Genomic DNA, 22729 nt, shown 5'->3' with positions numbered 1-22729 from the left:
CTCAACTCTTTCTTAAAATATAATCGACAAACCCTTGTCTAATCCGATTCCCCTCGAATTCCCGTTCAAGCACCCGATATTCTTTATACACGCATTCCATATCGGAGAATAAAGCATCGGCTTCGAAATATTCATAGTACGAGTGGATCACCGCCGCTCCATCTTCAATTTGTTCATACTGGGCTTCTCCCAAATCAATCCCCTCGCCAACCCGGAAATCATGAATGTTAAGGAAGTTTACAAATAGAAGCCCATCCCTCTTTAGCACTCGTTTCATTTCCTCGACGGCACCACGCACATCTTTCTTTCTCATATGAAAAACGGAATTGTAGGAATACACAAAACTGATCGATTCATCCGCCCAGGGCAGTTTTCTCATGTCTCCTTGCCGGATATTCAATTGCTGTCCGCGTTTATCGGCAAATTCATTGGCTAGTCGTATTTGTGTATCGCTTAATTCAATTCCGTTTGTAGAGTACCCGTAGGAAAAAAACAGGCTTAATGGGGGCATGTCTCCCCCCGCTCCACAGTCCAGCACTTCTTTTTCCAATCCGCTTTCATTACATAAGGCCAAAAATCGGTATAAAGGAATTTGCTTGAAAATCTCCATTCTTAATTAGCCCCTTTCACTCTGATGACTTCCGGCATTTCTTTTAAAACGGCTGCTCCAGTTTCTTCATCCGCCTGCTCCAACCATCCGCACCAGGTTTGCGGCAAAACCATCTCGCATAGGAAGGGTACCTAACCTAGGATTTCAACGTACATAAAAAGCGTTCCACCCCGGGATATTTTTCGCCGAGGGACCTGACCTGAAATCCGGCTTTTCTATAGAAGTCGACCGCATCCCGGTCCGTCTCGGCTACTAGTCTTCTTACTGCCGGGTATGATGACATAAATTCGGAGATCATTCTCTTTCCGATCCCTTGCTTCCTGCGCGTATCTTTAACGACTAAATGCGCTAAAACAACTGTACTATCGGGCAGAAACTCAACGCCCATCAATCCAGTTAATTCGCCGCCCTCATCGATCCCTAGCAATTCTCTCGTCGGATCTTCCTCGTATTTTTTAAAAATTCGGGCCGCATGGTCTGAGCCGGGAGATCAATAAATCAATGATTTCTTCAGGATTCTTATGTACTTTCAGACTATACATGCTCTTCTCCTCTTCCGTTTCCGGAGTAATGATTGATTTTGATTTCATGGCTCCCAAAACGAATCAATCGTCTGATCCAAAGAATTCAAATCATCGCAATAAGCATCTTTAAAGATAGAGTTCCGTATTATCGGCTCCACTAGATGATCGGGAACTTGGTCATAGTAGCCGAATTGAACCTCAAGCTTCTGCACTACCTTAAAAACACAAACCAAATCGTTCGAGAAGTTGTCTAGCTCCTTAAGGGGGATATCCGCAGTTCCCCTCCATCCTCCCCCGGCAGGCTGCAGACTTTCATTTCTGCCTCTACTCGAGCGAATCGCCTCGATCAGTGTAGGAAGTTCCGCGGGGGGACTTTCGAAAGCAACCTTCATTACAGGTTCGAGAATGATGGAATCCGCTTGTTTGATGGCCTGCTTGAATCCTATCGCTGCCGCGATCTGATAGCACATGGCACAGGAATCCGTTGCATGATAAGAGCCTTTAAACAAGGCGGCTCTGAAATCGACAACCGGAAAACCGCCTGCACTTCCCCGGGGCATACAACGTTCAAGCCCTTTTTTTACAAAAGGAATAAACTTGCTGGGGATCATCTCTTCATCGTGAATTTGATTGACAAATTCAAAACCGCCGCCTCTCGGCAGAGGTTCGAACCTTAACCAGCAGTGACCGTAACGTGCCGGGCTGGAGGTTTGTCGAATAAACCGCCCCTCCGCCTCCAATGGTCGACCGAATGTTTCTTTGTACAGAACTTGAGGCGGCTCAGCCTTCAATTCAACATCAAGTCGATCGGTTAAGCGCTTTACGGTATCGGCCAGATGCAGCTCTCCGGCTCCGGCAAGAATGATCTGTTTGGTGTCGTCCTTGGTGAAAACCAAAAGACGGGGATCCTCATCCAAGCAACTTTTTAAGGCCAAAAACACTTTTCTGACCTCATCCTTGGTGTGGAGGTGATCTAAGGACAAATTTACGGCCATATACGGGCCAGATAAATTTATAACGGACAACAATCGGTACATCTCCTTTCTCCAAAAGAAGAGTTCGACAAATTGGAACAAAATCCCTGCCTTATTTTGAGAAACGTCTGTCGACACTTTCCGCGCTTCGCAGATTAGCGGTCTTTTAGGCACCAGCATTGAAGGAAGGCCAGTGAATAAGTGCCTTAAACGGCCCTATTTTTGTCGACTTCGGCCCATCGGGATGACGTAAAATACGCTACCCCCATCGGCAAGGAATTACGGCTTTTTAGGGCTTTATTTTGGTAAAAAGCAGGCCAACCCTGATTTCGGGGTCCGCTCCAGGGCAATAAGGCCCATTTTGACCGCTATTATTGCCGTTGGGCAGAACCGGGCCGAAATAGCGCCGCAAAAGTCACTTGCGTTGCATTAACCCTGACACATGATTACAACGGAGCTTGATGCCTTAATCGCTTTTAAAGAACTTCGCAAAAAGTACAGTCCTTTTGCAGTTAGGAAGTCTAACGGCCGTGAGAGCCGTTATGTTGCGATTGAATCACGTATTGGGATTTTAACGGTCGTGTGGACCGTTATTTACCATCATTTCGACCAAAACAGCCATACTTATATGAAATAGGGGCCGTGGCGGCCGTTAGAATTTGGAATCAGCGCAAACAGGGCAAATAACGGCTGTGGCGACCGTTAGCATGGTTTAGAGGCGGAGACGACGATCTAAGTTCGACATGTTGCTTGCCGAAGCGGCGGATTGGCCCCAAATGGACAGCATCAAGGAAGGTTTGATGCAACGTCATTGCGCAAAAGGCCGCTATTGCAGCGAGCGCCTAAGTAAATTGCGGGCTCCGGGTCAACTCGACCCAAAAAAGCCCGGGAAAGATTCCTCTCTCCCGAGCTTCTTCAATTTGAACAGCAAACTACGAGCCCGCCCCGCGATACCGGCGTACCCCGTAGTTCCACGCGGTCAATCCGATCGCAAAAAAAACCGCGCCCACCACCGGCGTAAGGAATGCCATATTCCGCATCTCCCCCCGGTCAAGGAACAAGGAGGCCGGATAGACGCCGACGAAGGCGAACGGCATAATCCAGGTGAGCAGCACCTGAATGGCGCGGTTGTAAATCGTCACCGGATAACGACCGTACCCCTGCACGTTGTACATCAACGGCAAGATGCCTGTCGGCGCGTCCGAGTAAAACGACAGCGATGTCAGGGCCGTATAAATCCCGGTGTAAATCGCCACCGCGCTGATCGTCAGAATGATCAATGCCGGAATCGTCCACCATTCGAACGCCATATCAAGCTGGGCGCCGCTGATGGCCATAATGATGATGCCGATGATCGAGCCGACGAGCGCCGGCGGATCGACATTTTCCAGAAAGATCTGGAACAAATTGTGCGCCGGCCGGGTCATCACCCGGTCCATCTCCCCTTTGACAATGTAGCGTTCGCTGAATCCCCACAGGTTGACGAAACAGCTGAAGATGCCGAAAGGTACCATAAAAAATCCGTACACGAACACCACTTCGCTTTCGCTCCAGCCGCCCAGACTTTCGGTGTGCATAAAGATGACGAAGATAAAGATCAGGTTCGTCACCTGGAACAACAGATCGGAGATGACCTCGACCCAGAAATCGGCCCGGTAGGTCATCCGGGTTTTGATGTAGTTTTTCAAGTACTCGCCAATTAAGCCAAAATAGTAAGACATCCGCTCAACCTCCCTGCACAAACAGGCGCTTCCGGGAAGCCCGGTACAGCCATACCATCGGAATCAGCAGCAGCGCGAACCAAAGGACCTGAACGCCAAGCACATTCCAGATCCCCACCCCTTGAATCCGGCCCGTGAACACGGAACCCGGCAAATAAGTGATCGCCTGAAACGGCAGAAATTCCATGAAGCTTCCGAGCCATGCGGGGAATAAGCTGATCGGGATAATCAACCCGGAAAACAGGTCGACGACCACGCGCTTCATCCGCATGAAGCCTTCGTTATTTTCCACGAAAAAAGCCATGAGTCCGGTAATAATGTTAAGCTGCGAATTAATGAGAAAGCTGAAAAACAGCATCACCAGAAATCCGGCCCACGCTTCGGGCGCGGTAGGCAGCTTCACCGGGAAGAACAGCATGGCGATCGCCATCCCGGGAATCATGAACAGCATAAACCGGAACAACCCTTCGCCGAAGCCCTGCATCATTTTGACCATCAGATAGTTATAAGGCCGGATGAACTGGATGGCGATGCTGCCGTCGCGGATATCGGCGGAAATTTCCCGGTCCAGATTGTTGAAATAAAACGCCCGGGCCATCCAGGATACGGCCAGATACGTCGTCATCTGCGAAGCCGTGAATCCGCCCAACTCCCCGCCGCCGCCATAGATGGCTTTCCAGGTGAAATAATAAACCCCGATATTTAAGGTATAAATCAAGATGCCGGTGTAGTAATTGACCCGGTAAGCCAGCATCGTCAAAAACCGGATCCGGATAAAGTCGAGATAAGCGCCGCCGGTACCGTTAAACATGGGTCGCCACCACGCCCTCATCCTCACGGATCGTCGCTTCCGGCTTCTTCTCCGCCGTTCCGGATTGGTAGATGCTTCTGACGATATCGTCCGTGTTGGTCTCGATAATTTTGATATCGGTAATGTCCGCCTTGCTTACCACCTGCCCGAGCACGTCGGACACATTGATTTCCAGCGGAATCCAGACCTTCGCTTCCAGTTCGTTCTCCGCGGACCAGGTGAGGCCCTGCAGTCCCTCCGTCCAGCTTCTAAGCTGCTCAAGCCTTGTAGGCGTGCCGAACTGGAATTGGACCTCACGGCCAGTGCCCCAGCGGTTTTTCAGTTCCTCCAGCCCGCCGTCGTAAATGATTTTCCCGTCGTCCAGCATAATAACCCGTGAACAAAGTGCCTCGATATCCTGCAAATCATGGGTCGTCAGCAAAATCGTCGTGCCATGATCCCGGTTCATATCCTTCAGGAACTCGCGGATTTCGGATTTCACCACGATGTCCAGTCCAATCGTCGGCTCGTCCAGAAAAACGATGGACGGATTGTGCAGCAGCGCCGCCACCAATTCGCAGCGCATCCGTTGCCCCAGGCTTAGTTTGCGAACCGGCCGGTTCAGCAAATCCTGGAGCTGCAGCCGTTCGACCAACTCATCCAGCCGCCGTTTAAAGTCCGGCTCCGACACCTTGTACACCTTACGCAGCAGTTGAAAGGACTCGATCACGCCGATATCCCACCACAGCTGGCTCCGCTGGCCGAAGACCACGCCGATATGCTGCACAAACTTCTCCCGCTCCTCGTAAGGAACATAGCCGCCCACGCGGAGATGGCCGGAGGTGGGAACCAGAATCCCGGTCAACATTTTGATCGTCGTCGACTTCCCCGCCCCGTTCTCCCCGATATATCCGCAGATTTCCCCTTGCGGGATGCTGAACGAGATATCTTTAACCGCGGCGACTTCATTATATTCCCGCTTGAACAAATCCAGAAATGCACCCTTCAGCCCTTCGCGGTTCTTCTGAACCTTGAAGGTTTTGCGCAGATCCTTCACTTCAATCGCGTTTCCACTCATCGGTCTTGTACCTCGCTAAATTTAGAGTAGTTTATGGATCAGTATATTCCATATAATATCGCCTTAAAATTATATAGCAGCTTTCATAAAAGCGCCAGTCCGGGAACGTGTCCCTTTGGAATCATTCCCCGTTATTTTTCGCGCTTATGGCGCGCTCCTCATTTCCAGTACCCGGCGTACCACTTCCTCTACGGTCAGCGACGTTTTCACGCCGGGGAAACGCCGCTCTACGAATTCGACCCGCCCTTCGCCAGCCTCCTTGCCGACAACGATCCGTACCGGCAGCCCGATCAGATCGGCATCCTTGAATTTCACGCCGACCCGTTCGTCGCGGTCGTCCAACAGCACTTCCACGCCAAGGCCGCAAAGCCGCTCGTAAATCGCTTCGGCCAATTGCCGCCCTGCTTCGTCTTTCACCGACACCGGCACAAGGTGCACCTGGTAAGGGGCCAGGGAGACCGGCCAAATGATACCGTGTTCATCATGGTTTTGTTCAATGACGGCGGATAATACCCGCGACCGTGGACAAGCTTCCCCTTCCTGAACATTCCGGAAATCGCCCACCTGCGAGACGGTCAGGTCTCTCTCCGGAACCACATGACGGAAATGATAATCCCGTTCGTTGGCTCCTACGATCGCCTCTTCCATCTCCGCTGCCGTGGTGTCGAACAGGACGCGGATCCGCTGCCCGTAAGGGCCGACAAACCCTACCGACACGCCAGTTGGCGGATCAACCCGGCCCGCAGCAACAGCTGATGACTCGCGGTTTCCGCGTCGCCCGGCGACTCACGTAATGTATTTAGCAACAACCCGCTTTGACGCATCTTCTATCTTCCCCTTTCTTTCTCGCGCGTAAAAAAAAGACACACTCGTCAGGGACGAATGTGTCGTGGTACCACCCTTATTTAACCGCAGGCCTCCTGCAGAAAGCAGCTTCTGCAAGAATACAACGCCGACGGTCCTTTATCGATAACGGCATAGGCCGGCCAACGAATCATCAGATTCGCGGCAGCTCCCAAGGTAGGGTCTGGTTCGTCGCACCGGAAACCTTTCAGCCGGCGGGTTTCTTCTCTGGAGGGGCGGACGGTGAACCGAGAGGCCTTGATCCTCGCTTTTGGAGTTTCATACAATTTATTGCTAAATTACAAGATTCCCGGGCCAAAGTCAAGAAAAAGCGAGCCTGCCGTGAATAATCACCCCAAAACAAGGACAAACGAAGCTTGATTTCAAATGAAACATTTGTCATAGTCTGATACGGTGATAAAAAAGATAATTTAAACCGATAATATTTTTTTATAACCTAAAAAATGTGAGTAAAGAAGGCCTGGAAATGAGTCGAAATTTAGTTGCTCCGTTCATGAGCAAACCGCTAAAAACTTCGTTAAAACCGATGCAGGAGGTCGGGGTCATTATCATATCCGCCCTGCTGGTGGCCGCCGGTCTCAATCTGTTCCTTATCCCCCATCAGCTTTTGTCCGGCGGTGTAACGGGCGTTGCTTCCATCATCGGGTATATCACCGGATGGAATATTTCCTACGTGTTCTTTCTGTTAAATATCCCTCTCATTATTTGGGGATGGAAGTCGGTGGGACGAAGATACATCGTTTTGAGTTGCATTTCCGTCATCGCCACCACGTGGTTTATGGAGTTAATCCCCGTGATAAAGATTACTAAAGATCCTATTCTTGCTTCCGTATTCGGAGGAATTATCTCGGCGGCGGGCATCGGTTTCTCGCTGCGGGTCGGCGGTTCCACCGGCGGTTTCGATATTCTCGGCTCTATAGTGACACGCACCAGGGACGTTCCCATGGGGAACATCCTGTTTCTGATGAACGGAGCTGTCATCCTGGCCCTCGGTTTCTTCCAGAGTTGGGATCTGGCGTTGTATTCGATGCTGTCGACTTTTGTCAAGGGTAAAGTGGTCGACATGATTCATGTCGGGCATATCAAGGTGACCTGCTTCATTATTACGAAGCACAAGGACCAGATGCTGTGTCAACTGCGCAAGCTTCACCACGGGATCACCTGCATCCATTCGGAGGGCGGTTACAGTGAACAAGAAAACTACACGTTGATGACCGTAACGACCCGTTATGAGTTGGCCAGCGTGCGGAAAACCGTCTTGCAGACCGACCCTCAGGCTTTCATTAATGTGGTGCAGTCCACGGAAATTGTGGGACGCTTTTCCAGACCCAAACTATAGCGGAATTAATGATGTAAATTATGCATGAAAATCTTGACCTGCCCGCACTTCTATCACATATCCGGCGCGGATCGTAAAGTCGCCGAAATGCTCGCCTTCGCGCCGCTCCTTTGCGTAGTGGGACAACAAAGCTCGTAACGAGTCCAAAATTTCGGTCTCTCCGATATTTTCCTTGTAAAGCTTGTTCAGCCGTTCGCCCGCGAATCCGCCGCCGAGATACATATTGTACTTTCCGGGCGCTTTACCGATAAAAGAAAGCTCCGCCAACGCCGGTCTTGCGCAGCCGTTCGGGCATCCGGTCATCCGGATCACGATCTCTTCCTCGCGCAAACCGTTCTCTTCAAGCAGCATCTCCACGTTGTCCAGCAGTGTCGGCAAATACCGTTCGGACTCCGCCATCGCCAGCCCGCACGTCGGAAGCGCCACACAGGCCATCGAGTTCCGGCGCAACGAAGTATACTGCTTTCCGTCCGTGAGGCCGTATTTGCCGATAAGCTCCTCAATCTTCTTTTTCTTGGCGCTCGTCACATTGGCAATGATCAAGTTCTGATTGGCCGTCAGGCGGAAATCCCCGGTATGCAGCTTCGCGATTTCTCGCAAGCCCGTCATCAAAGGATAATCCGGCTCGTCCTTAATCCGGCCGTTCTCGATAAACAAAGTGAAATGCCACTTGCCGCCGGAGCCTTTGACCCAGCCATAACGGTCACCATGATTCTCGAAATAGTACGCCTTCGCGGGCGCCAGCTCCCAGCCCATCCGCCGGGTCAGCTCCGCGATAAACCAGTCGATGCCGCGGTCATCGATCGTATATTTAAACCGGGCGTGTTTCCGGACCGATCGATCGCCGTAATCCCGCTGAATGGTAACGGTTTTCTCGGCAACTTCGATGACTTGTTCCGGCGTACAGAAACCGATGACCTGCGCGATTTGCGGGTAGGTCTTCACATCGCCATGCGTCATCCCCATGCCGCCTCCGACCGCGACATTGAAACCGGCCAACTTGCCGTCTTCCACGATCGCGATTAAGCCGAGGTCCTGCGAAAAGACGTCCACATCATTGGAAGGCGGCACGGCCAGGCCGATTTTAAATTTCCGCGGCAAGTAGACCTTCCCGTAAATTGGCTCCTGTTCAACGCCTTCCGGGCTTTCCGCCACCTTTTCCCCATCCAGCCAAATTTCATGGTAGGCCCGGGTCTGCGGCTCCAGATGCTCGCTCAGACGGCACGCCCACTGATACACTTGAGCGTGAACGTCCGACTGGTGTGGATTCGGATTGCACATGACGTTCCGGTTCACGTCGCCGCAAGCCGCCAGCGTGGTCAGCAGCGATTGATGAACTTCCTGTATCGTCTTCTTCATATTCCATTTCAACACGCCATGCAACTGAAAAGACTGCCGCGTCGTCAAGCGGATCGTCCCGTTGGCGTAAGCTTGCGAGATGCGGTCCATCATCAGCCATTGATCCGGAGTGACGACGCCGCCCGGGGCCCGGACGCGCAGCATAAACTGGTAAGCCGGCTCCAGCTTCTGCTTTTTCCGTTCGTTCCTAAGGTCCCGGTCATCTTGCATATAGCTGCCGTGAAATTTCATCAAGCGGTTTTCATCTTCGGGTATCGAAGCCGTAATCCGGTCTTCCAGAACTTCGGCCAATTGCCCTCTCAGATAGTTGCTGCGGATTTTAATATCTTCCACGTCGCTGTGCGGCGCACTGTTTGGCGACAACAAATTGTTTTCTGACATGCTCCAAGTCTCTCCTCTCGCGGGTCCTTAGGGAACTTGCTTCTTAGTAAACATCCCGCTGGTAACGTTTTTGCTGCTGCATGCGGGTCAAATACTCCGAAGCCTCTTCAGGACTCAATCCGCCCTCGCGTTCCAAAATAACGGCTAACGTCGCATGCACGTCGTGAGCCATCTTTTTCTCGTCGCCGCAGACGTAAACCACGGCTCCTTCTTGTAACCACGCATACAGCTCCCGGCTCTTTTCGAGCATCCGATGCTGAACATACACCTTTTGCTCCGTATCGCGGGAAAAAGCGACATCCATTCGGGTCAGAACGCCCTCCTTCAACCAGCGCTGCCACTCCACCTGATAGAGAAAATCCGTCGAGAACCGCTGATCGCCGTAAAACAGCCAGGTTTTCCCCGCAGCCCCCGTCTCCTCGCGTTCGCTCAGAAAGGCGCGGAAGGGGGCCGCGCCGGTTCCGGGCCCGATCATAATGATCGGCGTTTCCGGATTTTCCGGCAGCTTGAAGTTCGGGTTGTGCTGAATGAACACCGGGAGCGAATCGCCCGGTTCCAGCCGCTCGGCCAATTGAACGGAGCATACCCCATAGCGGTTGCGTCCGTTCGCCTCGTAACGTACCGCGCGTACCGTGATATGCACCTCGTCCGGCGTAGCTTTCTGGCTGCTCGCGATGGAGTACAGCCGCGGCGGAATTTTCCGCAGCAGGCTGGTGAACTCGGCGGCGGAAATCCCCTTCAAACCGAAATCACGGATCAAATCCAGCACATCTCTGTCTTGGAGATAGGCCTTCAACTTCTCGGCTTGTTCCGGTTGAACCAGTGTCTTCAAACCCGCGTCGCCGCTTAATTCGGCAATTTGAGTGAACAGTGGCTTCGTTAACACCGTGATTTCGTAGTGACTCAGCAGCGCCTCCCGAAGCGGGGCGGTCTCTCCCGTTTTGCCGAGCGCTACTGCTTCGCTCGCATTCCACCCCGCAGCCTCGATCAGCTCATCCACCAACTGAGGATGGTTTTGCGGATATACGCCCAGGCTGTCGCCGGGTTCATAACGAAGATTCGAACCTTCCAGCGAAATTTCCACATGGCGGGTCTCCCGCTCCGAACCGCGGCCGTTCAGGTTCAGGTTTTCCAGCACCTCGGCCTGAAAAGGACGGCTGCGCGAATACTCGGGTTCGCCGACATCACTGCCCGTGAGCGACGGAGCGGAGCCGATGACCGCGCCCGTTGATAGCGCTCCCTCTTCACCGGCAGGCGCGTCGGCCAGCGTGCTAACGACCTGGCTCATCCAGGCCGAAGCCGGTTCTTCGAAATCGACATCGCAGTCGACGCGCGGAACAATCGCCTTGGCGCCCAATTCGGCCAACCGCTTATCAAAATCTTTGCCGGTCTGGCAGAAGAATTCGTAGGACGTATCGCCCAAAGCCAGCACCGAGTAACGGGTCCCCTCCAGTTGGGGCGCTCTTTTGCTGTGCAGAAATTCGTAAAACGGAATGGCACTGTCCGGCGGCTCCCCTTCGCCATGCGTACTGACAACGATCAGGAGATTCTCGACCTTTTTTAACGTATTCGGTTTAAAATCGCCCATCGACGCCAGTTGAACGGAAAATCCACGCTCCTGCAGCTTTTTGGCCAGCTTTTTGGCCAGACCATTGCTGTTGCCTGTTTGGGAACCGAAAAGAACCGTCACCTCTTTGCTGATCGCCTTGACGGGTAGAGCCGAGACGACCGTGCCAACCGTTTGCTGCCCCCCCGCCCCTACTACGGCAACCGCTGCGGCAGCGCCTTGCAGTGCCGTGAGATATCCGCTAAGCCATAAGCGCTGAAGCTCATTCAGCGTAGGAAGCAAACGATTCAATAAATCCGCCTGCTCTTGATTAAAAGGGCTGTTTGTCACCTGCAGTTCCAACTTATCCACCTCACAAAAGCTTCCATAGATTCAATTCCTACTAATATGATCAGAATTATACTATCTTGAAATTATCACAGGATGAAAGAATGGTCAATTCGAAGGATCTTATAGGAACCATCAGGTTTGCTGATAAAGTGAAAAACTAGGCGAGGTCCAGGAACTGTTATGGAACTAACCTTACTATTTTAGTTGACATAACAATTAATAAGTTCCCTTTAAACAAAAAAAATTCTCACCAATTATGGGCGAATGCATAGAATATTCCAAACTTAAAACTTGGAGTGTGACATTGTGAACGTAAACCCTATGCCCCACAAACATTTGGCTTGGCATGAAACGATGGAATTGCATGAACTGGTAGCCTTTCAATCGACGCATCTGGTTCTGTTCAAAAAGTTATGTCCGACCGTGCAAGACCCTACCCTCCGTTGTCTCTACGAGGAGACGATCTGCGTCCTGGAGCAAAATCTGAAGGACCTGTTGAAGTTTTACCCTATGGCTCCAACCGCTCATCGCAGCCCGATCCCTGACCCCACGGCTTTTGAAGCGGCCAACCTGCTCGGGTTCTTCAAAACGGCCGTACGCTCCTACGCGATCGCCATCACGGAAACGGCAACCCCCAGCTTGCGCGAAACCTTCCTGAAGCATCTGAATACCGGCGTAGCCCTCCATGCCAAAGTGTTTAACTTCATGTACGTGAACGGCTACTATCCTTCCTACAACCTGGAGCACCTGCTCGCCAACGACATCCAAATGACTACCGCCGCCTTGAGAATGTAAACGATTGAATAGAAAAAGAGCACGACCGAACGTCTTGTTTCTTATCGGCTGTGCTCTTTTTACCGTTGGGTGATTGGCTCATCAACTTTCATTTTCCAAGCAGCTAGGCTTGTATTCCCTCTCCACAGGTAATAAATCACTATTAAATGGACCAATGCTAATTTGCCGTTTCCAATCATGAACCATATCTGTAATGTCATTAATCGTATGTATCCATTCATTTACATATTTCTGCACCGCTTCTCCTCTTAATCCGAGTTGAATGGCTCTTCGATCCAGTTTGTTTCCGTAAATATCTCTATCGGGATCCCATTGGCATACCATATCAGACTCATCCAACATGGCTTTCCATTTGGCGGATGATTCATGAATCTTAGGTTTATATTTGGTTAATACCGCCTTTGATAAAATATAATCAAATCCTTCTCTGGAAAGGTCGATAGACAATATTCTTTCCTGGTCGTTTTTGTTCCCCCATCCGGATCTATGCATCATCCATAAAAATGATGGCTTGATCCACGTCATTCTGTCCAACTTAAATGAAGGGCCGAATGTTTTTCTTTCCAGAACTTCGTCTGCAATGAGATGATTAAACGCTTGGTAAACCGTTACATAATTGTCCGTGTATTTTGCGTAAAAGCCTTTATAAGTTGGCACCCTCTTCAACCTTTCTGATTTTACTCTCTAAAAAATAAATTATAACACCTCAACGTCAAGGCTTGTTTGACTTTTCCTTTGTTTGATCCGAATCGCCTTGTTTAGATGGACAAAATTGTGCCGGGTAGCCGGCATCAGCACTAGGCCTGCCCAGGTCTTTTTCCCCCAGTAATCCAGCAGCCAGGTCGCTTCTTCCTTTACCGCACCCTGGTCCCGAAGCAGGCGAATCCGGTCGGTTTCCACCTTCCGGTTGAATTGTCCCGGTTGCACCGCCCCAATGACTTCCCGCGTTGCGAGTCCGACGGCCCGGCGGTACGCCAACAGCGCGGGGATATCTATAGACCGGCTTAATTCGGCTACTTCCTCCTCCGTCATTTCGTTACCTGTATGCATAAAACGGGTCCCGAGCTTGCTTGCCCAATCCCCGGTATGAAAGATCTGCTCACGGTTTCCGATCAGAACATTCATCGTCATGTCTTCAATCCTGGCAATATGCCAAAGATGCCACGCGATGGAATTCCTGGTATCCGGGGTAACCGCGGGATAGCGCCGGAATGGTTCTTCCAGCAAATTTTGCAGAAGGACATCTTCTAAAGTTTCAGACTTTGACTGGGATATGTTTGAGGAATGAAGCAAGGCGTGTTGATTTAAAAAAAGTTTGACAGCCTCCTCATGCTCCGCAGCCTTCGTCAGAATACTTGTTAAATGCTTGTGATTCTCGTTCCAGCGTTTTCTTTGCTGCAGATCCATATCATCCACGGCTCCTTTCTTCGCTTCAGTTCTACAACCGTTTCGACGGGTGAGTCCGAACTCTTCTTTATGATCCTTCACAAATTTTTGAAGGGCTATATATTTCATCATAATGGCTTCTTACTTATGTGCAAACTGTTCGGTATCGCCCATCATATCCGTTGGAGCTTACACACTTAACCGCTATATTAACGGGAAAACCTCCCGTTAATATAGCGCTCTAGGCCCTTGGATCCGATTTAGCTGGAAAAGCTCCATCTATTTCGCGATTCAATCGCCGATATCCGCAATTTCAGGCGAATTAGCGGGAGGTTTTCCAACTAATGAGCCTCTGCAGCCGCATAGGCACCAAATTAACGGGAGGAATTCCCGTTAATTTGGATTTCGGCGCTATGCGCCCGAGGCTGCTTGCTGTGTTATGGCTATTGCTTTGGAACCTCAATAAATCTCGGCTTTGTTCCGCTCTCGTCTACTTGGATCGGCGGCATTTCCTGCAACTCGTTGCCGGCCAGCCGTACCGAATCACCACCTTGGCCCTTGGTGGGGCCGTTCCCTTAATCGGCAGGGGATTTACGTTGGTCGGATACGGAAAATTTCCCGCACGGCGGAATCACCGAGAACACCTCTTCCGTCACCGTCGGAGGCAAAGTCGTAACCTCGGGGTCGTTTAAATAAATGTTCATGACCGGGGGATCCTTAATACCGTCGACCTGGGCCTGGACCGGTAATACCGTTTGTGCCAGAATCGTTCCCGTTAAAATGATGCTTACCGCAAGTTTTGCTGCTTTCCTCATGTTTCCCTCCTTCAGATGCATGCTGCCTTGTAACTCTTCGCTAGTTTCCTTCCGAAACTGCCAGCTTTCCTGGCTCCACCATTGTCTCCCCTTTCCTGGCTTATTCACGAATCAACGAATCTAATGGTATAAAAAAATTCGCCTTAATTTTGTAGCCGGATTCACAAAAAGAGAATTTAAAACAGTAAAAACCGCTATCCCGTTAATCCGAGATAGCGGTTCGCATTTCATTCTCCCAACTGCGTTTTATAAGCGTCGAGCTGTTTTTGCAACTCCGCCAGCACTTTATCGTAACCCGCCTGTTTGAGCTTATCGCGGAATTCCTCCACCGCCTGGGCCGGATCACCGGCCTTGCCGAGGACAATCGCCGGGCCCAACTCGCCTGTCACCTGCGAGATCGCCGTCAACTCGGCTTCTACCGGGGTCTTGTCAAAGACGAATTGCCCGTACACATACGGCTTCTTGATTTTGTCGTATTCGGCATACAGCGTCTCTTCGATTTGATCCCAGGAGTTCGCGCTCGGAATTTCGAACTTGTCGACGCGACCGCCCCAGAAGTCCGAATAATAACCGTGCTCGGCATCATTGAACCCTTCCGGCTGGACGCGTTTGCCTTCTTTCACTTCGTATTGTACTCCTTCAAGCCCGTAATTGATCAAATGGTAGATCTCTTCGTTGTTGCGGATCAAATCATAGGCCATAAGCGCACGCTCGGGGTTTTTGCTGTGAGCTCCGACGGATGTGCCGCCGTGGGTAATCGACAGTTCCAGCAAATTCGTGCCCCGTGTCCGGGAGAACGGGAACATCTGCAGTTCCGAACCCGGCTGTAATTTATCCATTTCGACGCGCAAACCGGAGAACGTTTGAGTATGATGCTGGTCCATTCCGGTCAGGCCCGCTTTTAAGGCGTCACGTGTATTATTTTTGTTGTTCAGCGCATCTTCGCGCCAAAAGCCTTTATCGGCCCAACTCTTCATCATTGTGGCGTAATTCAGGAATACATCTTCAAAGACGGGACTTGTGACCGTAAATTTCTCTTCGAACGACTTCGCCGTATAGACGGGCATAAAACCGGTCGAAATCGGCAGCTCCAGCTGATCGGTGTACGACTGGATAAATCCGCCCCACGTCTGCGCCCCTGAAGCCGCATCCCATGGAATAACCTCCGGTTTACTGTCCTTGATGTACTGCAAATAAGTTTCAATCCCTTCCCAATCCTTGATCGGCTCCGTAATACCCGCTTCCTTAGCCCAGTCGCCGCGGTAGAAGAAACCGTGATTCACCCACTGGGTATAGTCGTTTTCCGGAATCAGCACGATTTTGCCGTTGTACCGGCTCTCTTTCCAGTCCTCTTCGGTGATGGATTTCCACGTTTCCGGCGCATACTTGGGCAGCAGTTCATCGAGGTTCATAAAAGCGCCTCGCTGTGCATTTCCCCAGGTATCCAGCCAGTCGGTTCCGATCGTAATCAGATCGATGGGCTCGCCGGACGCCAGCGCAAGGTTATATTTGGTCTGCCAATCCGCCCATTCGATCCACTTCCATTCGAGCTCGGCATTGATTTTTTCCTTCATAATCTTATTGACTTCCGCAAGCACCTTTTCGAATTGTCCGTTCTTCGGCTTATCGCCCAGCACCAAGTAACTGATCTTGACGAACTTGGAGGTGTCCGGACCGGAGCCGGACGCTGTCCCGGATTTGGATTCCCCCGCCTCCTTGCCCCCGTTGCCTCCGCCGCATGCGGAGAGCATAAATACCATGACGGATACCAGCAAAACAATCGAAGCTGTTCCCCATTTCGTCTTCATAACTCATGACCTCCCCTTATCCCTCATTATGAAATTCAGCCCTTCACCGCCCCGACCGTAATACCTTTAATAAAATAACGCTGCACAAACGGGTAGAACAGAATGACGGGCCCCGTGGCGACAATGGCGGTCGCCATCTTCATGGACTCCAGCGGCACGTCGCGCAGCTCCACATTGGAGGCCGCCGCCGAATTCCGGACAAAGTCCGCGCTGGTGATCACGTTATAGAGAAACAACTGCAGCGGCCGGTACTTCATATCCGGTGACAGGAACAGCATCGAGTTATACCATTCGTTCCAATACCCCAGCGCGATGAACAGACCGATGGTCGCCAGTGCCGGTGTCGTCATGGGCAGGATGAGCTTGATGAAGATCGTGAAATCGCCTGCGCCGTCGATTTTGGCGGACTCGGTTATGGCGTGCGGGATGGAGCGGACGAAGCTTTTCATCATAATAATCAGGAACGGACTGAGCAGGCCGGGAAGCAAAACCGCCAGATAATTGTCCTTCAAATTCAGGTATTGTGTGACGAGAAGGTAGAACGGGACAAGTCCGCCCGTGAACAAGGTCGTGAAATAGATAAAAAATGAAATTTTATTGCGGTATTCGAAATCCGGCCGCTGCAACGCGTAACCGGTCATGGCGACCAGAAACAATCCCAAAGCGGTACCTGCCACCGTAATGACGATCGTTACCAGATAGGAGCCGATGATCAGATCCGGGTTCTCGAAGACGATTTTGTACGAAAACGCACTGAATTCCCGGGGCCAAAAATTAAATCCGAACTTTTTGATCGCATCCTCGGAGGTGAACGAGGTGCCTAGAACGAGCAGGAACGGCAGCAGACAGCACACGGAAAACAGTCCGATAAATACGTAGCCAATGATTTTCACAAGAATCCCGCTGAAATCCGTCCGGACGCTTCGGGTTTCGATGATTTCATCCATACGCAGCGCCTCCTAGAAGAGAGAATTGTCGGGCGAAAATTTCTTGACCAGCCAGTTGGCCGTAATGACCACGGCAAAACCGAAGACCGACTGGTACAAACTGACCGCACTGCCGATCGAGAAGTTAAAGTTCGTCATCAGGGCGCGGAACACGTAGGTTTCAATGATATCCGTCGTCGCGTAGAGTGCGGTGTTGTTGGCCCCGACCAGGTTGAAAAACAGCCCGAAGTTGCCTCGGAGAATCCCGCCCAAGGAGAACAGGAGCAGGATGATAAACGTGGGCTTCAGCCAGGGAAGAACGATGTAGCGAATCCGCTGAAAGGCATTGGCTCCATCGATCTCCGAGGCTTCGATAATCTCATTGTCGAGCCCCATAATGGCGGCAAAATAGACGATGGAACCGTACCCCGTCGACTGCCATAAATAAGTCAGGATAATGATAAAAGGCCAGATGCTGGAATTGGAGTATGTTTTCACGGGGTCCATCCCGAGCGAGGTCAGAATCCCGTTCAGCAGCCCGTAATCATAGCTCAGCACATTGTAAGCGATCAGCCCGATCAGAACGGCCGAGATGAAATGAGGCAGGAACATCAGCGTTTGCGAGACTTTTTTGAACCACTTCAGGCGAATTTCGTTTAAAAAAACGGCGACGACGATTTGCAGCACATTGCCGAGCAGGATAAAGGCCAGGTTGTAAAGAACGGTATTTATGGTCAGCCTCCACAAGTCACCGGTCATGACGAGGAACTTGAAGTTATCGAACCAGACGAACGGGCTCTTGAAAATGCCGTCCGTGTAGTTGTACTTTATGAAGGCCAAATACAGGCCGGGCATCGGCAAATAAGCGAATACGATAAAGAACAGAATCGCGGGCAGACACATCAGCAGCATCGTTTTATTGTTCCAGAACCGTCTCCTCCGGCTGCCGGAATGCATGGGCTGAAGCTTGCGGCCGCGGGTTTGCGCAGCAGTCTCCATAGCGAACCTCCTTATACGGGTATAAAATCAAGCGCCTCCAATCTTCCTGATGCCTGCGGGTCCACCGCCTCCAAATAGATGAGGAGCCGCGCTTCTCCTTGATCGAGCCATGGTCCCGGGAGGTAGAACGAATCCGTGCTTCCGCCGGTCATCACCGGGCGGGAGCCCCCTCCCGGCAGCCAAAGGCGGGAGACAAGGGATTCGTTCAAGAACACGGTAAGCTTAAGTCCCGTGCCGGTAACGCGCACCCGCCAGCCTTTGCCGTCGGCGGAGTTCCCTATAAAGCTCGTCAGCCAGCCTACGGCGCCGGGAGCCAGATCAAACGGTAGTTGGGTCGGCCGCCGCAAGTCTTCCGCGGCTTCCTGTTCGGCGCTGTCCAGCAGTTCCGGTTCCTCAGCCGCCTTGATCGTGTAGTCGGTCGCGGTGATTCCCTCATACATGATCACCCGCCCCGCGGATTGGCCCACCATCATCTGGAGATGGACGGCGAGGTTCACCGTTTCGCCGGGAGTCACATGTGGTGTGATGTCGACGAAGGAATCGAAGGGGTGAATAAGGCCGACATCGGTGCCGTTCACATACAGTCTGGCCTTCCCCTGCAGGTTTTGGAAATGCAGGGTCCAATGATTGACGTCCGCCGAAGCGGCTAAAGTTCTGCTGTATATTTCATCCGGGAAATGATCAGCGGACAGCCAGCCTCCGAAACCGACCATCGGGTGCCAAGCTTCCCCGGCCCCGCCTTCTGACGCTTCTCCATCGGATTGCCCGGCTGCCGGGGACATTCGCCAGTTTGCAGTGAGTTCGCGAATTCCCGTAATGGCAACGATGCTTTCCAAGCCTCTCGGCGAATGGAGCCGGAGCCCCGGCAGACGGTTATCGTCGAAATTGGAGTGCCCCCAAATCTCCACCCTTGCACCAATGGAAACTATGCCGCAAAACGGTTCCGCTCTTGCGTTCTCCAGAGGGGCATAGAAGGTCCCCCCGCCGGGCGCGAAAGTTCCGGCATAGCGGCCCGCCGCGTAAAGCGACACAACGTCGCCGGCTTTTCTCACCAGCATGCCCAGCGCTTCTTTCCCTTCCGGAATGGCGGCTTTGGCTTCATACCAGGCGAACCCCCGATAGACACCGAGACGTTCCAGCGGTTCAAGCCTGCTCTCATGCGTAGTCGCGACAACTTTAGCCTGTGCGGCGGTTCCCGGTGTGGCCGAAGACCATTTCCATTTCATGTCCACGACGCCGGCTGCAGGGCGTTCCTCACCGAATTCCGGTTGCAAAACGGTCAATTCACCGCTCAGAGAAACGCTCTCGGCATAAAGCGCTTTCAAATGGTCGCTGATCACTAGCGTCAGTTGACGTCCCCCCTCAAGTCGGAAGCGAACGCTTGCGGTTTCGGCGGCGGATGGTTTAATCGTGAATTTTCCATCTTCCCGGATGACTGTCGCCGCTCTTGCCTCAGGCTCGAAGGAGGTGTCGATTTTCAGTACAATTTCTCCATGATCCCCGTCCTGATGGAACGCCAAAACTGTGCCTGCTACTTGCTGTTCCGCCCAGTAGAGCTCGGCGGTCGAGTGGATAAGGGTACCGTTAATCCCCCATTGTGAGAGCGGTACGTCCATCGGCAAGATTAATGATCCAAGAGAGTTTAGGGTCAACGTTCCCGCCGACGGTAGGCTTCGCCCGTCATTGGCCCGCAGTGTGAGAGACTTCGCTTCCTCTTCCCCGTTGGTCAAGAAAAGCAGCCTGCCGCCTCCTTTCAACCGAAGCCGGAACGGGCCGAAAACCTCCCGCACATCCCCCTCTGCACTCCAGTCGCAGTCCGAATCATCTTCTCCGGCTTCAGCTAGAGAAGGCCCATAAGCCCGAAGCAGCCTGCTCAGCAATCTGCCTTCGTAACCTTCTCTCCGGACATTCCCCTCGGGAGAAATCATCCCCCCGAAATCATAATCCGAAGCCAGAAAGGCGAGCGGTTTGCCCCAGTTGTTCGTGGCGTTGGTAAAACCGAAGTTCGTCCCCGATACTTGCAGGTACGGACCCAGCAGCTTCGCTCCGGCCGACAGCAACCTGCGGAGCAAATAATGTGACCGGTTCGTCTCCGTCACCATTAACGGGAATCCGAGGCCTGAAAGTGCCGCACGATAATGACGCACCTTGGTCTCGAAATCGGGGTCGCGATCATCGGGATAGAAATTGCAGGTCGGTACGATCCCCTCCGCCAGTCCGGAGGCATCGATAAGCCCCCCCTGCCCCGCGCAGGCAATCAGCGGAACCTTGATGCCATGAGCCATGGCCATATCGCGGAGCGCCGACATATAGGCTTTGGGATCATCGCATCCGTAGAAATCGAGCTCGTTATCCAGTTGAACAAAGATGACGCTCCCGCCTTCCCCCGCCTGATTACGGCGAAGGATCGGCAAGATCCGGTCGTACCATTTCGCAACCTGCTTCAAAAAGCCGGGATCGTGATCCCTGAGCTTCATACCCGGTTTCTTGGCTAGCAGGTACGCGGGCAAGCCTCCACCGTCCCACTCGGAGCAAATGTAGGGGCCTGGCCTGGCGACGACCCATAGCCCGCACTCTGCGGCAGTACGCAAAAACACTTCCGCGTCACGCATCCCCGTAAAATCCCATTCGCCTTCTTGCGGTTCATGATAATTCCAAGGAAAATACACATCGATGCAGTTGTACCCCATCGCCCTGACTTGTATCATACGTTCTTTCCAAAGCTCTCGCGGAACTCGGAAATAAAAAAGCGACGCACATAACAAAATGATACTTTCACCGTGAATTTGGACGGAATCAGGAGTCAAGCGAACAACCGACTCTGCATGGATACGAGAACCCAAACGAAATCACTCCTCACATTTCGGAAATGAACAGACCGTGGCGATTTCTCTGAAACCCATTTCATGAAACCCGTTTCATTTTGGTGTGTTCATAGGTAATGGATTTGCCTATCATGGCGGTAAAAGGCGATCCTAGCCAATAAATTGATGCATCTAAGTCCGTTAAAGTTTAATGAAATGGGTTTCATAGTTTGGAGAAAAAAAGAATTCAGGATGATCATGAAAATGGGCGACAAATACAAAGTTAGAAGAAAAAACTCGGAAGTCATGCAAGTCGAAGTGAAAAAGATTAGTAAGGATTAGTGTGATGTGGAGTGGGATCAGAAGAATAATGTAAGGGTTTTCACCGATATTTTAGCTTAGCCTATAACGGTTGTCAATCCTGGATTTCGTTCATAAACGCCCCCGTTCGAAAAAAATCACGGGGCGGCGGGGGCGCCTGTGGACTCGCGTATCACCAGTTCGGGCTTGATCAGCGTGGTTTTGGGCACCTTGCTTTTGGTAATCATCTTATGCAGAAGTTCCGCCGCCGTGACTCCAAGATCATGGGCACGCAACGATACGGTCGTCAATTCCGGGATACTGTAGGACGCAAACGGGATGTCATCGTAACCGATGATCGAAATATCCTGCGGCACCTTCAAACCGGCTTTGACGGCAGCCTTAAGCACCCCGATCGCGACCAGGTCGTTCAGGCAGAACACGGCGGTCGGGCGGTTCGGAAGCCTGAGCAGCCGATTCATAAATTCGGTTCCGCTGTCTACCGAAAATCCTTCGTGGAGGACCCATTCCTTGCGCACCTGCAGCCCGTACCGCTCCATTGTTTTGGTGAACCCCGCCGTGCGCTGCAGCGTATTGCTCATGTGCCGATATCCGCCGACGAGGGCAATATTGCGATGTCCGAGTTCAATCAGATGCGTGGTGGCCATCTCGGCGCCGAAGCGTTCATCGTTCGCGACGCGGGGAAGACCCGCGCCCGGAATTCGGCCGTTGATCAGCAGGACAGGAAGTCTCTTCCCCACTTCGACCACTTCTTCGGCCAGTTCTCTGCCCGGCTTGGCCAGATCGATCCTTCCCCCCAGCATGACGATGCCGTCCACTTGCTTCTCCGCCAGCACATTCAGATACTGTGACTCCCTGACATACTGCTCCGCATCGTCCGCATTGGCCGATACCGTGTCGCAGAGGAAGTACGTATACCCCTTTTTTCTCGCTTCCCGGTCGAACCCCGACAGCACCTCCGGGAAAAAAGGGTTCGTAATGTCCGGCAGGATAATGCCGATCATGCCCGTTTCTTTTTTGATCAGACTCCTGGCGAGTGCGTTGGGCTGAAACTGATACTTATCGATCAATTCCTTGACTCGCTCCCGGGTCTCCTTCTTCACGGGAGCCGTGTTATTCAGTACCCGGGAAACGGTTGCGACGGAGACATTGGCTTCCTTGGCGATATCATAGACTGTAACCGATTTCATAGTGTCACCTGCTTCATTTTAGTGGCAGTTCACACCCAGTATATCAAAATTCCCAACCTATGGAAACGGCTTCGTGAAACGCAAAAAGCGCGAGCGACAAAGGGTTTCCCCTCACAGCTCACGCCCTCTTTCTTTCAAGCCGTTTCTA

General features: G+C 52.0%; 19 protein-coding genes and 2 pseudogenes. 3 read left to right on the top strand and 18 right to left on the bottom strand.

Translation table 11 applies throughout. The features are described from left to right. Position 1 precedes the first annotated feature (1 nt). The 3 genes and pseudogenes from V4U88_RS16865 to V4U88_RS16855 form a co-directional block, all read right to left on the bottom strand. Positions 2 to 610 (bottom strand): class I SAM-dependent methyltransferase, encoded by a 609-nt coding sequence (locus tag V4U88_RS16865; protein WP_334074423.1) that lies wholly within the window; start codon positions 608 to 610, stop codon positions 2 to 4. A 136-nt stretch (positions 611 to 746) separates the two neighbouring features. Beyond that, a pseudogene (locus V4U88_RS16860) lies at positions 747 to 1076 on the bottom strand (GNAT family N-acetyltransferase); the annotation flags it as partial. 120 nt (positions 1077 to 1196) lie between these two features. Beyond that, a complete protein-coding gene (locus V4U88_RS16855; protein ID WP_334074422.1) occupies positions 1197 to 2288 on the bottom strand; it encodes a hypothetical protein in 1092 nt (363 codons plus the stop codon). Between the two features lie 262 nt (positions 2289 to 2550). Here V4U88_RS16855 and V4U88_RS16850 point away from each other — a divergent pair, with 262 nt between their 5' ends. Continuing rightward, positions 2551 to 2745: a hypothetical protein gene (locus V4U88_RS16850; protein WP_334074421.1), complete on the top strand. Its 195-nt coding sequence runs from the start codon at positions 2551 to 2553 to the stop codon at positions 2743 to 2745. A 295-nt stretch (positions 2746 to 3040) separates the two neighbouring features. On the opposite strand, the gene V4U88_RS16845 is transcribed toward V4U88_RS16850, so the two are convergent. The 5 genes and pseudogenes from V4U88_RS16845 to V4U88_RS16825 form a co-directional block, all read right to left on the bottom strand. Continuing rightward, on the bottom strand, positions 3041 to 3829 hold the full coding sequence (locus tag V4U88_RS16845; RefSeq protein ID WP_334074420.1) for an ABC transporter permease: 789 nt from the start codon (positions 3827 to 3829) through the stop codon (positions 3041 to 3043). A gap of 4 nt (positions 3830 to 3833) precedes the next feature. Beyond that, the gene (locus tag V4U88_RS16840; protein WP_334074419.1) at positions 3834 to 4640 is read right to left on the bottom strand and encodes an ABC transporter permease; all 807 of its coding nucleotides are present in this window, start codon (positions 4638 to 4640) and stop codon (positions 3834 to 3836) included. Beyond that, positions 4633 to 5697, bottom strand: a complete 1065-nt coding sequence (locus V4U88_RS16835) for an ABC transporter ATP-binding protein (protein ID WP_334074418.1) — start codon at positions 5695 to 5697, stop codon at positions 4633 to 4635. Before V4U88_RS16835 ends, V4U88_RS16840 begins: the two co-directional genes overlap by 8 nt. Before the next feature lie 144 nt (positions 5698 to 5841). Beyond that, complete coding sequence (locus V4U88_RS16830; protein WP_416367264.1) at positions 5842 to 6261, bottom strand: His/Gly/Thr/Pro-type tRNA ligase C-terminal domain-containing protein; 420 nt, start codon at positions 6259 to 6261, stop codon at positions 5842 to 5844. Positions 6262 to 6297: 36 nt separating this feature from the next. Further along, positions 6298 to 6456: pseudogene (locus tag V4U88_RS16825) on the bottom strand (YbaK/EbsC family protein); the annotation flags it as partial. Between the two features lie 571 nt (positions 6457 to 7027). Here V4U88_RS16825 and V4U88_RS16820 point away from each other — a divergent pair. Next, positions 7028 to 7900 carry a YitT family protein gene (locus V4U88_RS16820; RefSeq protein WP_334074417.1) on the top strand — a complete coding sequence of 291 codons (873 nt, stop codon included), beginning with the start codon at positions 7028 to 7030 and terminating at the stop codon, positions 7898 to 7900. An 18-nt stretch (positions 7901 to 7918) separates the two neighbouring features. Here V4U88_RS16820 and cysI read toward each other — a convergent pair whose 3' ends face one another. Both cysI and V4U88_RS16810 read right to left on the bottom strand, forming a co-directional pair. Further along, positions 7919 to 9640, bottom strand: coding sequence for an assimilatory sulfite reductase (NADPH) hemoprotein subunit (gene cysI / locus V4U88_RS16815; RefSeq protein WP_334074416.1), 1722 nt, complete (start codon positions 9638 to 9640; stop codon positions 7919 to 7921). 43 nt (positions 9641 to 9683) lie between these two features. Then, a complete protein-coding gene (locus V4U88_RS16810) occupies positions 9684 to 11549 on the bottom strand; it encodes an assimilatory sulfite reductase (NADPH) flavoprotein subunit (RefSeq protein ID WP_334074655.1) in 1866 nt (621 codons plus the stop codon). A 309-nt stretch (positions 11550 to 11858) separates the two neighbouring features. Between V4U88_RS16810 and V4U88_RS16805 the strand changes: the two genes are divergently transcribed. After that, the gene (locus V4U88_RS16805; protein ID WP_334074654.1) at positions 11859 to 12332 is read left to right on the top strand and encodes a spore coat protein; all 474 of its coding nucleotides are present in this window, start codon (positions 11859 to 11861) and stop codon (positions 12330 to 12332) included. Positions 12333 to 12413: 81 nt separating this feature from the next. Here V4U88_RS16805 and V4U88_RS16800 read toward each other — a convergent pair whose 3' ends face one another. From V4U88_RS16800 to V4U88_RS16765, 8 genes are all read right to left on the bottom strand, one after another. Further along, on the bottom strand, positions 12414 to 12989 hold the full coding sequence (locus tag V4U88_RS16800) for a DUF4291 domain-containing protein (protein WP_334074415.1): 576 nt from the start codon (positions 12987 to 12989) through the stop codon (positions 12414 to 12416). A 39-nt stretch (positions 12990 to 13028) separates the two neighbouring features. Then, on the bottom strand, positions 13029 to 13739 hold the full coding sequence (locus V4U88_RS16795; protein ID WP_334074414.1) for a DinB family protein: 711 nt from the start codon (positions 13737 to 13739) through the stop codon (positions 13029 to 13031). A gap of 554 nt (positions 13740 to 14293) precedes the next feature. Then, positions 14294 to 14533: a hypothetical protein gene (locus tag V4U88_RS16790; RefSeq protein WP_334074413.1), complete on the bottom strand. Its 240-nt coding sequence runs from the start codon at positions 14531 to 14533 to the stop codon at positions 14294 to 14296. Between the two features lie 227 nt (positions 14534 to 14760). Beyond that, positions 14761 to 16341 (bottom strand): DUF3502 domain-containing protein, encoded by a 1581-nt coding sequence (locus tag V4U88_RS16785; protein WP_334074412.1) that lies wholly within the window; start codon positions 16339 to 16341, stop codon positions 14761 to 14763. 35 nt (positions 16342 to 16376) lie between these two features. Beyond that, the gene (locus tag V4U88_RS16780) at positions 16377 to 17288 is read right to left on the bottom strand and encodes a carbohydrate ABC transporter permease (RefSeq protein ID WP_334074411.1); all 912 of its coding nucleotides are present in this window, start codon (positions 17286 to 17288) and stop codon (positions 16377 to 16379) included. A 12-nt stretch (positions 17289 to 17300) separates the two neighbouring features. Beyond that, the gene (locus V4U88_RS16775; protein WP_334074653.1) at positions 17301 to 18224 is read right to left on the bottom strand and encodes an ABC transporter permease; all 924 of its coding nucleotides are present in this window, start codon (positions 18222 to 18224) and stop codon (positions 17301 to 17303) included. Positions 18225 to 18277: 53 nt separating this feature from the next. After that, complete coding sequence (locus V4U88_RS16770; protein WP_334074652.1) at positions 18278 to 21073, bottom strand: beta-galactosidase; 2796 nt, start codon at positions 21071 to 21073, stop codon at positions 18278 to 18280. A 455-nt stretch (positions 21074 to 21528) separates the two neighbouring features. Then, positions 21529 to 22581, bottom strand: a complete 1053-nt coding sequence (locus V4U88_RS16765; RefSeq protein WP_334074410.1) for a LacI family DNA-binding transcriptional regulator — start codon at positions 22579 to 22581, stop codon at positions 21529 to 21531. Positions 22582 to 22729: the final 148 nt, after the last annotated feature.

Origin of the sequence: Paenibacillus sp. A14 (assembly GCF_036864815.1) — a bacterium.
In the GTDB taxonomy this organism is placed as follows: Bacteria; Bacillota; Bacilli; order Paenibacillales; family Paenibacillaceae; genus Fontibacillus; species Fontibacillus sanfengchensis.
This window is presented reverse-complemented; position numbering and strand designations above follow the sequence as displayed.

Coding starts and splice junctions, on each gene's coding strand:
- V4U88_RS16865 (WP_334074423.1), bottom strand. CDS start 610: ATGGAGATTTTCAAGCAAATTCCTTTATACCGATTTTTGGCCTTATGT.
- V4U88_RS16855 (WP_334074422.1), bottom strand. CDS start 2,288: ATGCTGGTGCCTAAAAGACCGCTAATCTGCGAAGCGCGGAAAGTGTCG.
- V4U88_RS16850 (WP_334074421.1), top strand. CDS start 2,551: ATGATTACAACGGAGCTTGATGCCTTAATCGCTTTTAAAGAACTTCGC.
- V4U88_RS16845 (WP_334074420.1), bottom strand. CDS start 3,829: ATGTCTTACTATTTTGGCTTAATTGGCGAGTACTTGAAAAACTACATC.
- V4U88_RS16840 (WP_334074419.1), bottom strand. CDS start 4,640: ATGTTTAACGGTACCGGCGGCGCTTATCTCGACTTTATCCGGATCCGG.
- V4U88_RS16835 (WP_334074418.1), bottom strand. CDS start 5,697: ATGAGTGGAAACGCGATTGAAGTGAAGGATCTGCGCAAAACCTTCAAG.
- V4U88_RS16820 (WP_334074417.1), top strand. CDS start 7,028: ATGAGTCGAAATTTAGTTGCTCCGTTCATGAGCAAACCGCTAAAAACT.
- cysI (WP_334074416.1), bottom strand. CDS start 9,640: ATGTCAGAAAACAATTTGTTGTCGCCAAACAGTGCGCCGCACAGCGAC.
- V4U88_RS16805 (WP_334074654.1), top strand. CDS start 11,859: ATGCCCCACAAACATTTGGCTTGGCATGAAACGATGGAATTGCATGAA.
- V4U88_RS16795 (WP_334074414.1), bottom strand. CDS start 13,739: ATGGATCTGCAGCAAAGAAAACGCTGGAACGAGAATCACAAGCATTTA.
- V4U88_RS16790 (WP_334074413.1), bottom strand. CDS start 14,533: ATGAGGAAAGCAGCAAAACTTGCGGTAAGCATCATTTTAACGGGAACG.
- V4U88_RS16785 (WP_334074412.1), bottom strand. CDS start 16,341: ATGAAGACGAAATGGGGAACAGCTTCGATTGTTTTGCTGGTATCCGTC.
- V4U88_RS16780 (WP_334074411.1), bottom strand. CDS start 17,288: ATGGATGAAATCATCGAAACCCGAAGCGTCCGGACGGATTTCAGCGGG.
- V4U88_RS16775 (WP_334074653.1), bottom strand. CDS start 18,224: ATGCATTCCGGCAGCCGGAGGAGACGGTTCTGGAACAATAAAACGATG.
- V4U88_RS16765 (WP_334074410.1), bottom strand. CDS start 22,581: ATGAAATCGGTTACAGTCTATGATATCGCCAAGGAAGCCAATGTCTCC.